Origin of the sequence: Providencia sp. M-27 (genome assembly GCF_011077905.1) — a bacterium.
Classification (GTDB): Bacteria; Pseudomonadota; Gammaproteobacteria; order Enterobacterales; family Enterobacteriaceae; genus Providencia; species Providencia huaxiensis.
Genome location: NZ_JAALBT010000010.1, coordinates 69,828 through 82,552 on the forward strand (window position 1 = coordinate 69,828; position 12,725 = coordinate 82,552).

10 protein-coding genes are annotated in these 12,725 nt (G+C 41.2%); 6 read left to right on the plus strand and 4 right to left on the minus strand.

Annotated features, from left to right (window positions below; all coding sequences use genetic code 11):
• Window positions 1-132: 132 nt before the first annotated feature.
• Complete coding sequence (locus G6Q48_RS14830) at window positions 133-2,313, minus strand: inverse autotransporter beta domain-containing protein (RefSeq protein WP_166267285.1); 2,181 nt, start codon at window positions 2,311-2,313, stop codon at window positions 133-135.
• Window positions 2,314-2,546: 233 nt separating this feature from the next.
• Here G6Q48_RS14830 and rnz point away from each other — a divergent pair, with 233 nt between their 5' ends.
• Entirely contained in the window at window positions 2,547-3,461 is a 915-nt protein-coding gene (rnz, locus tag G6Q48_RS14835; protein WP_166267287.1) for a ribonuclease Z, read from the plus strand.
• A 42-nt stretch (window positions 3,462-3,503) separates the two neighbouring features.
• Here the strand turns inward: rnz and deoR are convergent, their stop codons facing one another.
• Window positions 3,504-4,283, minus strand: a complete 780-nt coding sequence (gene deoR, locus G6Q48_RS14840) for a DNA-binding transcriptional repressor DeoR (protein ID WP_166267289.1) — start codon at window positions 4,281-4,283, stop codon at window positions 3,504-3,506.
• Between the two features lie 55 nt (window positions 4,284-4,338).
• Window positions 4,339-5,007 carry a deoxyribose-phosphate aldolase gene (deoC, locus tag G6Q48_RS14845; RefSeq protein WP_166267291.1) on the minus strand — a complete coding sequence of 223 codons (669 nt, stop codon included), beginning with the start codon at window positions 5,005-5,007 and terminating at the stop codon, window positions 4,339-4,341.
• Between the two features lie 168 nt (window positions 5,008-5,175).
• On the opposite strand from deoC, the gene rbsK reads away from it, so the two are divergent.
• From rbsK to G6Q48_RS14860, 3 genes are all read left to right on the plus strand, one after another.
• Window positions 5,176-6,105, plus strand: a complete 930-nt coding sequence (gene rbsK, locus G6Q48_RS14850; RefSeq protein ID WP_102139120.1) for a ribokinase — start codon at window positions 5,176-5,178, stop codon at window positions 6,103-6,105.
• 108 nt (window positions 6,106-6,213) lie between these two features.
• Window positions 6,214-7,521 (plus strand): L-fucose:H+ symporter permease, encoded by a 1,308-nt coding sequence (fucP, locus tag G6Q48_RS14855; RefSeq protein WP_102139119.1) that lies wholly within the window; start codon window positions 6,214-6,216, stop codon window positions 7,519-7,521.
• A 63-nt stretch (window positions 7,522-7,584) separates the two neighbouring features.
• Window positions 7,585-8,601, plus strand: coding sequence for an aldose 1-epimerase family protein (locus G6Q48_RS14860; protein ID WP_166267293.1), 1,017 nt, complete (start codon window positions 7,585-7,587; stop codon window positions 8,599-8,601).
• A gap of 31 nt (window positions 8,602-8,632) precedes the next feature.
• On the opposite strand, the gene G6Q48_RS14865 is transcribed toward G6Q48_RS14860, so the two are convergent.
• Window positions 8,633-9,040, minus strand: coding sequence for a DUF2750 domain-containing protein (locus tag G6Q48_RS14865; RefSeq protein ID WP_166267295.1), 408 nt, complete (start codon window positions 9,038-9,040; stop codon window positions 8,633-8,635).
• A gap of 143 nt (window positions 9,041-9,183) precedes the next feature.
• Between G6Q48_RS14865 and G6Q48_RS14870 the strand changes: the two genes are divergently transcribed.
• Both G6Q48_RS14870 and G6Q48_RS14875 read left to right on the plus strand, forming a co-directional pair.
• On the plus strand, window positions 9,184-10,203 hold the full coding sequence (locus tag G6Q48_RS14870; protein ID WP_102139116.1) for a mechanosensitive ion channel family protein: 1,020 nt from the start codon (window positions 9,184-9,186) through the stop codon (window positions 10,201-10,203).
• Window positions 10,204-10,475: 272 nt separating this feature from the next.
• Window positions 10,476-12,635, plus strand: coding sequence for an ornithine decarboxylase (locus G6Q48_RS14875; RefSeq protein WP_166267297.1), 2,160 nt, complete (start codon window positions 10,476-10,478; stop codon window positions 12,633-12,635).
• Window positions 12,636-12,725: the final 90 nt, after the last annotated feature.

A 12,725-nucleotide genomic window follows, 5' to 3' on the forward strand; every position in this document is an offset into this window, starting at 1 on the left:
GGTAAGGAGAGCAAATTTAGTCGCGATTCAATAAAGTCATAAGCTAGGTTAGTTGAATTTAAAAAGCCCCATCAGGGGCAATTTTGATACTGAAAAAACAACTAAATTAAGTCTATTTTACAGCGAACAGCGTTATCCCATTTTTTGAAATAGCTGCTTTAGCAAACCTAACGGTGTGCGTGGATGGCTGTTTTGTTCACTTACTGGCGATTTGAAAAGAGTCCCTGTGCTTGGCTGAATATTTATCGCAGATGCATTCCTTAGAAAATTAACTTGTATTGTTCGGCTATCGCCATTTAAGGTAGCAATGATATCCATGGAGCCTTCGGCTAAACTGCTGATTTCTAATTCTGTATTTCCATATTCATCAGTCAATTTAGTTGGTGAGATAACGCCATTTGGTGCTTCAAAATGAACCTGTGCCCCAGCGATGCTTTGTCGGCTATTATTCACAATATGCAGTTTAATTTTGTTTTTACTGATCCCATCAGCGACTGCATTGTCTTGCATGATATCAATGCTACCAATGAATGACTGGCTAATATCGGGTTTAAAGTTAAACATTTCATTTATTTCTATGCCATGTTCCGTATTTGCTTTTATGGCATAACTTCCTGATATAAAAGAGGTGAATTGAATAGAGGCTTCACCTTTACTATTGGCAACGATGCTATAGGGTTGTTCAGAAACTGATTTTGTCGCTTGGGCTTTCCACATAAAATGATTAAGTAATGAATAATACCCCATATTTTTTTGGTCAATAGATTTAAGGCTTGCAGGCAGTATGAAGCTGACTTTTGCATTGGGTACTGGGTGACCAAGAGCATCTTTAATTACTACGGCGAATGTATTTGCGTCTTTACCGTTAGCGACGGCATTATTTCTTTTTACGGTATTTTTATGGGTGATGGTGAGAGCACCGGTATTGGTAACTTCAATTAACGTTTCTGCTTGTGGAGAAACATTTCCATTGGTGTCATAAGCCGTTACGGTTAAACGATAAAGGTTGAGTTGTTGGTTTTTAAAAGCATTGCTGGCAATTTTATAAGATGGCAGTTTTACTGAGCTTTCTATGCCATTAAGGTGAATTTCTCCCCCAGCGGCTATCAATTCAGGGGCTTCTATCACTATTTTTTCTAGCGGGTATTTCGTGGTTAAATTGCGGATAATAGAGAGTTCTTCTCCTGTCATACCCTGAATAACTTTCGGTAATGAGAGTGAAATTAACGTTTTCTTTCGGTACTCCAACACAATATTGTTATTACGGTTAACAAAATCATAGCGGTTACTGGAAATATGACGAGTAGCTTCTATCGCGGAAGCATCAAGATGTTGTGCTAAGCTTCTTCCTAACAACCAATTGAAGGCAATTTTTGCACTTGTTTCATTTGTTCCTCTATTACCTATTTTATGTTCTGTATTTAGCGCAAGGAGAGGGAATGGGGACCAATTGATGCCTACAGTAGCCGCTATTGGGTTTTTCTGACGCTCATCTTTACCAAATAAAGCCACGTCATCACCATAATATTGTTCTAGTTTTAGGTTCGCACCTAAATTGGCATACGTAGGGAGCCAACCTTCAACTTGAATATCCCAACCGTTAGCAGGTCGTGCGTTATAATCATAGGCTAATTCGGACGCACTACGCCAAGCCGATAGCCCTAAATAGCTATTCGCACTCATTCGAACGTAATCTTGAGCATACTCGACTCCAAGCCCTAAGCGCGAATGGTAATGGGATAAATCATGATCAAAGAAAGCATTCACCCCGATCATGCTATTTTGTTGAAAATGACGTAAACCAATACCGTTATTGGTCTGTAACCGGCCATCAGTACGGTGAATACTGTGCTGAGAAAATAACAACAAATCGTGTTGATCATACCAAGGTACTAGCCAATCTAATTGAGAAGCCTTAATTGACAATTTTTTATCGAGGTTAATATTGAGCCTGGCATTACCGGCTTTGGATAACCAATGTGTTATTTCATCTGTAGCGATATTAGCCGCTTTATGGCGAGCGTAATCTTGTGCCATATCGGCAAGATTTTGGGTGTTTTTTTCTTCAGAAGCAAAGTTTGCGGCATTTTGCCCATATTCCGCTAAAAAACGTTCAGTACTATCTTCAAGTTGTGCTTCGGGTTGGGGTCCTTCAAATTGAATAGCATTACTACCGAGTGTAGGTAAATCGTCTAAATGGGCGATTTGGGCATAGCTTGGCACCATTGGCACAATAGCCGTAGACCAAATTGCCGTTGAGAATAGCAAGCAGTTCGGTAATTTAGGTTTCAATTTTGACGAAGGGGGATTCATCGAGCATATTCCTGATATCAATATTAACATGGCTATTTTCAGGCTAGACAGTGCTCAGTGCTTGTGAATTGATTGGATGAATACGGAAACACGATTTGTATATTGGAAATATTTGGAATAACTGGCTTTGGTTGATAATCAAAAAATACAGAATATTATACAGATTAAAGTAAATGATTTTTTATTGGAAAAAATCTTACCATAATAAAAACAACAAATTAGATGAGGAAGTTATGGAGTTAACATTTTTAGGAACCAGTGCTGGGGTGCCGACAAAAGAGCGCAATGTCACCAGTATGATATTAAATTTGGTCGGTATTCGTAAAAGCTATTGGTTATTTGATTGTGGCGAAGGGACACAGCATCGCATTTTAAATAGCCCATTTAAAACGCCAAAAATTGAGAAAATATTTATTACCCATTTACATGGCGACCATATTTTTGGTCTACCCGGCTTGTTATGTAGCCGTTCAATGGGGGGAGCGACAGACCCGCTGACGGTTTATGGTCCAAAAGGGTTAAAGCAATATATTGAAACGGTATTAGCGGTGAGTATGTCTTATATGACATACCCGTTGGAAATCGTTGAAATTGAAGCTGGGCAGTTATTTGATGATGGGGAGTTAATTGTGACGGCTTATGCCCTTGACCACCGTGTTGAGTGCTATGGCTATCGTATTGAGGAGTACCCGAAGAGTGGTGCATTAGATGCAGTCAAATTAGCCAATGACAATATTCCCCGAGGCCCTTGGATGCAAGCGCTTAAAGCGGGAGAAACGATAATTCTTGATGACGGGCGAGTCGTTAATGGCGCTGATTACCTCGGTGAGCCAGTACCCGGTAAAGTCGTTGCGATTTTTGGAGACACTCAACCGACAGAGCAAGCGCTGGCGCTCGCGAAAAATGCCGATGTAATGATCCATGAAACGACACTAGAGGCTGAATTCGCCGAAAAAGCCAATGAGCGTGGGCACTCGACGACAGTACAAGCGGCGGAGCTAGCACGTGAAGCGGGAGTAAAACGTTTTATTGCCACTCATTTGAGTGGCCGCTATACGAGTGAGGATATTCCAAGGTTATTGGCACAGTGCCAGTCAGTATTCCCTCAAACGGAAATCGCAGAAGATTATTTGACGGTGAAGATCTAATGTTGGCGGGCAATAGGTTGCCCGCTAAATCTATTGATGGTTTTAATAAATCACTTTCACAAAGCCATTACGGCAATATGTTTCATATTCATCAGAAAGTTGCCGGTTTGTGACAATCACATCAAATTGTGATAATTCCCCCATATTGGCGGTAGCGACTTCATCAAACAGGTTATAGGGCGCTAATAAAATCTTACGGATGGATTTCTCCATAGCTTTTTTCTTCATGGGTAAATCATCGAGATTATAGCAAGTTACACCAAAATTCCCATGTACACCGGCCGCTGAAATAAAGGCTTTTTTGGGGTTGATTGAATCCAGTAATGAAGGGAGAGATGGGTTGTAAAAAGAGTCACTTTTAGGACGATATTCCCCACCACACAGTAGCGCAGTGGCATTTTTTTTCTGGCTAAGGGCGAGAAAAACGTTATGTGAGTAACAAATACCGGTGAAATTAATCTCTTCGGGGATGAGTGAAATTAAGGTTGCCATTTCAATGCCATTATCAAAGAAGATCACGTCATCTTCAGTCACCATGCTCGCTGCAAGGTTAGGAATATATAATTCTTCAGTTTGATCTGGGGTAAAAACATCCGCTTGTGGCTCATTTGACACTAAATTGGCAGGTTGGGTAACAGAAACAATATAGCCGCCGAGGAGCGACATAGGGATAGGGCCTTCGGTATCAGCGCTGAGGTCTCGTCGAATAGTCATTTCTGAGACTTCGAGTATTCTAGCGGCTTCTTTTAAATGAATGCGCCCTGAGCGTTTTAAACATTCACTTAAACGGCGAAGGCGTTCTTTTTGTTTAGTTTCTATCACCCTACAATCCTTTTATGATATACAAAATTGGCGCGGTTAAACCGCGCCCCATCACTTAGTAGTCACTTGGCTTGGTTGCCGTTCCTGTGACAATTGCAACACTCGCACTTGCACCTACACGGTTTGCGCCGGCTTCAATCATTTTAATTGCAGTTTCACGGTCACGCACACCACCGGAGGCTTTGACACCGACTTCATCGCCAACGACTTTACGCATCAGAGCGACATGGTGTTCTGTTGCACCCATTGTACTGAAACCTGTTGAAGTTTTCACAAAACCGACTTTAATTGTGCGGCAAATTTCACAAACTTGGGTAATTTCTTCATCAGTTAACAGGCAATTTTCTAAAATAACTTTTAATGTTGCTTTACCGCAGGCGGCAAATACGGCTTCGATATCACGACGAACAAAGTCTAAGTCGCCACTTTTGAGCATGCCAATGTTGATAACCATATCGACTTCATCAGCACCACGGCGCACAGCTTCTGCGGCTTCAAATGCTTTGGCTTCCGTTAAGCCTGCACCGAGTGGAAAGCCTACCACACAGCAAACCTTAACGTCGCTGTTTTTTAAAAGTTCGCTGGCTAAAGGAACATAACCTGTGTTCACACAGACAGATGCAAAATGGTGCTCTGCAGCTTCTGTACACAGTTTAGTAATATCGCTGACAGTCGCATTCGCAGCAAGTAAAGTGTGATCAATATATTTTGCTAAGTCTTGCATTTTCAACTTTCCTATATAAATGTGGGATAGACAACAAAGAATGAGGAAATGTGGTAGATATAACACTTGATCATTCGTTATTCGAGATCCTAATCACAAATGATATTTTTGCAACATGATAATGTTACTATCATATCATTATGTGATTTATTTAACACGAGGGGCATTATGGATATAGCAGTTATTGGTTCAAACATGGTTGATTTGATCACTTACATCGATCAAATGCCAAAAGAAGGCGAAACGTTAGAAGCGCCAGCTTTCAAAATTGGTTGCGGTGGTAAAGGTGCGAACCAAGCGGTTGCTGCTGCTAAGTTAAATTCAAAAGTGATCATGCTAACCAAAGTCGGTGATGATATTTTTGCAGATAATACGATCCGCAATCTAGAGTCTTATGGCATTAACACCCGTTATGTGGAAAAAGTACCTTGTACCTCAAGTGGTGTTGCGCCAATTTTTGTTAATCAAAATTCATCGAATAGTATTTTGATCGTCAAAGGGGCGAATAAGTTTTTATCCCCAGAAGATATCGATCGCGCAGCGGAAGATCTGAAAAAATGTAAATTGATCGTTCTGCAATTAGAAGTCCAACTTGAAACAGTTTATCACGCGATTTCATTCGGTAATAAACATGGGATCCCTGTGTTGCTTAACCCAGCGCCTGCACAACGTACGCTCGATCTGGATTTTGCCTGCCGATGTGATTTCTTTGTCCCTAATGAAACTGAACTCGAAATTTTAACCAATATGCCAGTCGACACGATGGATAACATTCGTCGTGCTGCGCAGTCTTTACTGGATAAAGGGTTAAAAAACGTCATCGTGACATTAGGGGAAAAAGGGGCGTTATGGATGACCCGCGACAGCGAGTTACATATACCCGCAATTAAAGTGAATGCGATTGACACCAGTGGTGCAGGGGATGCCTTTATCGGCTGTTTCTCTCATTACTATGTCCATACGGGGAATATTGAAGAAGCACTGAAAAAAGCAGTGATGTTTTCGGCTTTCAGTGTGACAGGGAAAGGAACTCAATCTTCTTATCCAAGTGTTGAGCAATTTAATGAATTTGTACAAATCAACACAGCTAATGAATAGCTAAATAATAATAGTCCAACGTAGCTATATACCCTTTGAATAATTAAGTGGTCATCAGAGCCACATAGCCACTCATCGGGTATAAATTATAAAAATATAAGGGTTACTATGAACATTAAGAACATCACTCAGTTACCGGATGGCTACCTGAGTAAGACACCTCTATTCCAATTTATCCTACTATCGTGCCTGTTCCCATTGTGGGGATGCGCAGCAGCATTAAATGATATTTTAATCACACAGTTTAAAAGTGTTTTTGAGCTCAGTAACTTCGCCTCTGCTTTAGTACAAAGCGCATTCTATGGTGGTTATTTCTTAATCGCTATTCCAGCGTCGTTAGTGATCAAAAAAACCAGTTATAAATATGCCATTATGGTAGGGCTGATCCTATACATCGCGGGCTGCAGCATGTTCTTCCCTGCGTCTCATATGGCGACTTACACCATGTTCTTGGCCGCGATTTTCGCCATTGCGATTGGTTTAAGCTTCCTTGAAACCGCAGCGAATACATACAGCTCAATGATAGGACCTAAACAATACGCGACATTGCGTTTAAATATTAGCCAAACTTTCTACCCAATTGGCGCAGCTGGTGGGATCTTACTGGGTAAATATCTGGTATTTTCCGAAGGAGAGAGTTTACAAAACCAAATGGCGGGAATGAATGCGGAACAAATCCATGAATTCCGGTTAGCCATGTTGGAGAATACCCTCGAACCTTACCGTTACATGATTATGGTATTGGTTGTGGTAATGATTTTATTCCTTATTACCAAGTTTCCTAAATGTAAAGTGGCAGAAACGCAAGATCATAAGCGTCCTACTGCATTAGAAACCTTAAGATATTTAGCGAAAAATAGCCGCTTTAGAAAAGGAATTATTGCCCAGTTCTTATATGTCGGAATGCAAGTGGCAGTGTGGTCATTTACTATTCGCCTAGCGCTAGAAATGGGGGATATTAACGAACGTGATGCCTCAAACTTTATGGTGTATAGCTTTGCCTGTTTCTTTATTGGTAAGTTTATCGCCAATATTTTAATGACTCGCTTTAATGCAGAGAAAGTCCTAATTATCTACTCGGTGATTGGTGCGCTGTTCCTGATTTATGTTGCATTTATTCCGAGTTTCACTGCAGTGTATGCAGCGGTCATGGTGAGTATTCTATTTGGACCTTGCTGGGCAACAATCTACGCAGGTACTTTGGATACTGTTGATAATGAGCATACCGAAATGGCCGGAGCGGTCATTGTAATGGCGATTGTCGGTGCTGCGGTTGTTCCTGCAGTTCAAGGCTATGTCGCAGATATGCTGCACTCATTACAGCTTTCATTCCTCGTTTCTATGCTGTGCTTCGTGTATGTCGGTTTTTACTTCGTTGGTGAACGCCGCTTTAAAGCCAAACAAGCTGCAAAATAGTGCTCAAATTGGGTAGTGTGAGCTACCCATTTCCATTTATCTCATTAAACCGTGAGTATGAAAATGAATACATTGATACCTCTTCACAAAAGCTTATTTACGGAAAACCCGACGCTTATTCTAAAAAATAACCAATTTACGGCCACTGCATTTCGTTACCAAACTGGCGTGGAAGGGCTACGAATTGAAAATCAGCAAGGGTATTTAACGATTTTACCTTTTTTAGGACAAATGATTTGGGATGCACAATTTTGTGGCCAAAATCTGAAAATGGAAAATATGTTTTCAGCGCCAAAACGTGTTCCAACGGTCGTTGAAACCTACGGTTGCTTTGCATTCCATTCAGGTTTAATCAGCAATGGTTGCCCTTCACCAGAAGATTCACATCCATTACATGGGGAAATGCCTTGCGCAGCAATGGATAGCGCTTGGCTTGAACTGACTGGCGAAAGTTTAAGAGTTGTTGGCGAATATGAGTATGTGATGGGTTTTGGTCATCATTATCGTGCGACACCGTCAGTGCAATTAAACTCAGACAGTGCATTATTTGATATTCATATGTCAGTCACCAATTTAGCATCGGTTCCTATGCCTCTCCAATATATGTGCCATATGAATTATGCTTACGTGGAGAATGCAACACTGACGCAAAATATCCCTGAAAATGCGATTAAATTGCGTGAATCAATACCGGGGCATGTTCAGCCAACTGAAAAATGGCTCGAATTTAATGAAGCGCTGAAATCCGGTAAAGTCACATTAAATCAGCTTAATCAGCCACAAATGTGTGACCCTGAAATTGTATTTTTTATGGATGACCTTAGCCAATATACCGCAACGCCTGAGTTTAGGATGACTTCGTCTACAGGAGATACGTTTGTCACTCGTTTCAAATCTAATGAGCTAAATTATGCGACCCGTTGGATTTTGTATAATGGTGACCAAAAAGTTGGCGCATTTGTTCTCCCCGCAACGTGTCGTCCAGAAGGTTTCCTTGCGGCAAAAAATAGCCAAACACTGATTTGGTTGGAGGCGGGGCAAACCCGTGAATTTACTGTCACTACCGGTGTTGAAAAGTAGTTTTATCTCAAAAAGGCAGCGTTGCTGCCTTTTACTCATATTGCTGACATTCTTCTTCCAAATCAGCAAGAAGCGCCGCAGCATCATAAATCAGTGTTTTTTTCCCATCAGATTGCATCATCAAAGCAACCTTAATATTTGCTTCATGCATATCAGGCAAAATTTCTGTCATCAGGTGTTCAAGGGTAAATAGCATTGGCGTAAAATTTGCCCATTTATCCGTTAAACACAACTCAACATACGCTTTGGCAGGCCATAGGGGTAGAAAAAGACATTTTTCATCATTCCATGCGGTAACAATATTTTGCCCATCTCCAAGACCCCATACCTGCTCCCAATCAGCGATTTTACCGACAAAATAGGTATACTGCTGATATGGCCTAAGCGCATGGACATTTTTTATTTCTTTGTCATTTGGGGAAAACTGGTTGTTATTCATTATTGGATATTTTAAAAAGTAACTGATAATTATTAGGAAAATTATCTTTATAATTGTTATCTTAATGGCAAAGTAACGAAAAACAATACACAGTAAAACAAATAAAAATAAGATCTATCAGGTAAATTTTAGGGCGGTTAGAAATGATAGAAGCATTACTTGAGAAATATGCCATTGGCATGACCTTAATTGCGACTTTTCTCGCAATCTATTTAGTTTTTGAGATTGTACATAAACGGCGTAAGCATAAACATAAGCGCAAAAGTATTTTGATCCATGTGGTTCAAACCCTAGTGCTGTGTGGCGTAGTTATCGTTATTGCTCAGTATGTCGATATGGCTGCCTCTGATTTTGATTTAACTTTTATTTCAACCTCTTTAGTTAATTTTATCACTATTACATTGATTGCATTGATTTTAATGCGAAAACTGTTTCAATTAGCGAACCGACTAGAAAAAGCTCAGATTAAAAAAGGCAGTGACCCCACTTCGGCTCGTATTATCGCCCGTGTATTTAAAACCGCAATATTTGTCATTATGGTACTGCTGTTTGGTGAGCATTTTGGGATGAGCCTGTCTGGTTTGATGGCGTTTGGTGGAATTGGCGGTATTGCTATCGGTATGGCAGGTAAAGACATCCTAAGTAACTTTTTCTCAGGGATAATGCTCTATTTTGACCGCCCCTTTAATATTGGCGATTGGGTCAGTTCACCGGATAGAAATATCGAAGGCACGGTGGTTGAAATTGGTTGGCGGATCACCAAAATTATTACGTTTGACCACCGCCCGCTATACATTCCTAACTCGGTTTTTTCTTCTATTAGTGTAGAAAACCCAGGGCGCATGACTAACCGACGCATCAAAACTGAAATTGGTTTACGTTACGAAGATTCAGATAAAATTGGAGCGATTGTCGACGATATCCGTACGATGTTACAGCAAGATGCCAATATCGATACCAGCCAAACTCTATTAGTGTATTTCGATGCTTTTGCTGACTCTTCGTTAAATATTATGGTGTATTGCTTTACCAAAACAACAGTTTGGGCTGAATGGTTAGCCGCGCAGCAAGCGGTGTATTTGAAGATCATTGAGATAGTTAAACGCCACGATGCGGACTTCGCATTCCCATCACAAACGTTGTATGTGGAAAAAAACAACTAACGTCCCATTACAGATAAATTGGCCGATTAATTGGTGGTGATCACCGGGTTAATTGGTTAATTTATCTTTTTATTATCTTTATGATGGCCTGAAGTGTGGGGAAGTGGGTTGTGATGAGATAGAATTTTTATGCTATTAACCAGTGGCTTATAAAATATATTCGACTTTCCAAATCTTGCCCTCTTTTCTTACCATGCTAATCATTTCAATTCCCTGATCTATCAAGTATATTGTCCGCCTCTTTTCCTCAGCTAACTAAGAGCCAGACTGCTATGAACAAAATCAATGTGGCATGTAGCCAGGGGGTCGCAATCTATTTCACTAATCAATTTCAGTGGGTAGATATTCGCGATGCACAGTTAAACAATATTGCCGCTGTCGTGCTATCTGAACAAGATGCCAACCAAGGGCTGTGGGAAAGAGTCGTTGAGAGCCAGCTGAGTATTCCGCTGTTTATCATCAGTGATAAACAGCTGCCAACCGATGGAAACTTACCACCTTATTTAACGGCGTTATTACCGCCAGCTCCTGCTGCCCGTGAAGAAAATAGCCGTCAATTGCTCGATGCGGCGGATCAGTACCTTGAGCAGTTATTACCGCCATTTTTTGCTCGAATGATGGATTATGCTGCGGGCCATAATGTGACTTTCGCCTGTCCGGGCCACCAGGGCGGCCAATTTTTCCGTCGCCACCCTACAGGGGAACAATTTTATCAGTTTTATGGTGAAAACCTGTTTCGTACCGATTTATGCAATGCCGATGTGGCAATGGGCGATTTATTGATCCACGAAGGTGCCGCGAAAGAGGCACAAAAATTCGCCGCGAAAGTGTTCAATGCGGACAAAACTTATTTTGTGTTAAATGGTACCTCATCATCCAATAAAGTGGTGCTAAATGCGCTATTAACACCGGGCGATTTAGTTTTATTCGATCGCAACAATCATAAATCAAACCACCATGGGGCGTTAATACAGGCGGGGGCAACACCTGTCTACCTAGAGACGGCACGTAATCCTTTTGGTTTTATTGGTGGTATTGATGCGCACTGCTTTGTCGAAAGTTATCTACGTGAACTTATTCAAGAAGTGATGCCTGAAAAAGCTCAAGCTAAACGACCATTTCGCTTAGCCGTGATCCAACTTGGAACTTATGACGGTACGGTGTATAACGCAAGGCAAGTCGTTGATAAAATAGGTCATTTATGTGACTACATTCTATTTGATTCTGCGTGGGTGGGGTATGAACAATTTATTCCAATGATGCGCCAGTGCTCGCCATTGCTACTTGAATTAAATGAAAACGACCCAGGTATTATGGTCACTCAGTCAGTTCATAAACAGCTGGCCGGGTTTTCTCAAGCGTCACAAATTCATAAAAAAGATAATCATATCAAGGGACAAGAGCGTTTTGTATCACACAAAAAACTCAACAATGCTTTTATGATGCACGCCTCTACTAGCCCATTTTATCCCTTGTTTGCCTCTTTGGATGTGAATGCACGTATTCACCAAGGTGATGCAGGTAAAATGATGTGGATGGACTGCGTGAAAGTGGGGATTGAGGTAAGAAAATCGATATTTCAGCACTGCCGTTATTTTAAACCCTTTGTTCCTGAAGTGGTGGATGGCAAGGCATGGCATGAATACCCAACGGAACAAATCGCTGCGCAGCAGCGCTTCTTTAATTTCATACCGCAAGAACGTTGGCATGCGTTTGATGGCTATGCACAGGACCAATACTTCGTTGACCCCTGCAAATTGATGCTAACGACCCCGGGTATTGATGTCGAAAGTGGCGAATATGAAACTTTTGGCGTTCCTGCGACGATTTTGGCGCATTTTTTACGTGAACACGGAGTGATCCCTGAAAAGTGTGACTTAAATTCAATTTTGTTTTTGTTAACTCCCGCAGAAACCCGTGAAAAACTGGAGCTGTTAGTCTCTCATTTAGTCCGTTTCGAACAGTTACTGGATGAAGACGCACTATTGGAAGAGGTTTTGCCATCGGTTTATCAGCGTTATCAAGCACATTACCAAGGCTACACATTGCGTCGCCTGTGCCAAGAAATGCATCAGCTCAGCGTTAATGACAACATTAAACAGCTGCAAAAAGAGATGTTCCGTAAAAATCACTTCCCTGAAGTAAAAATGGCGCCTCAGCAAGCACACTTAGAATTTATTCGTGGTAATTGTGAATTATTGCCGTTAGATGAATTAGAAGGGCGTATTGCGGTTGAAGGTGCGCTACCGTACCCACCGGGTGTGCTGTGTGTGGTGCCAGGGGAAGTGTGGTCTGGCCCAGTATTGCGCTATTTCAAAGCACTAGAAACAGGGATTAATGCATTACCGGGCTTTGCACCTGAGCTACAAGGTGTTTATATTTCGAAAAATGAAGGTGAGAAAAAACGTGTCTATGCGCATGTTTTGAAATAAATTTCCAAGTATTCAGATATTAAGCATAGATTTTGCCTTGCTAGCTCGTTAAATTGGGGTCAGTGCCATTTCTGACTCCAATTTTAAGAA

What these genes read in the sequence shown, in the direction of transcription:
- G6Q48_RS14830 (WP_166267285.1), bottom strand. Translation starts at nt 2,313, where the DNA reads ATGAATCCCCCTTCGTCAAAATTGAAACCTAAATTACCGAACTGCTTG.
- rnz (WP_166267287.1), top strand. Translation starts at nt 2,547, where the DNA reads ATGGAGTTAACATTTTTAGGAACCAGTGCTGGGGTGCCGACAAAAGAG.
- deoC (WP_166267291.1), bottom strand. Translation starts at nt 5,007, where the DNA reads ATGCAAGACTTAGCAAAATATATTGATCACACTTTACTTGCTGCGAAT.
- rbsK (WP_102139120.1), top strand. Translation starts at nt 5,176, where the DNA reads ATGGATATAGCAGTTATTGGTTCAAACATGGTTGATTTGATCACTTAC.
- fucP (WP_102139119.1), top strand. Translation starts at nt 6,214, where the DNA reads ATGAACATTAAGAACATCACTCAGTTACCGGATGGCTACCTGAGTAAG.
- G6Q48_RS14860 (WP_166267293.1), top strand. Translation starts at nt 7,585, where the DNA reads ATGAATACATTGATACCTCTTCACAAAAGCTTATTTACGGAAAACCCG.
- G6Q48_RS14865 (WP_166267295.1), bottom strand. Translation starts at nt 9,040, where the DNA reads ATGAATAACAACCAGTTTTCCCCAAATGACAAAGAAATAAAAAATGTC.
- G6Q48_RS14870 (WP_102139116.1), top strand. Translation starts at nt 9,184, where the DNA reads ATGATAGAAGCATTACTTGAGAAATATGCCATTGGCATGACCTTAATT.
- G6Q48_RS14875 (WP_166267297.1), top strand. Translation starts at nt 10,476, where the DNA reads ATGAACAAAATCAATGTGGCATGTAGCCAGGGGGTCGCAATCTATTTC.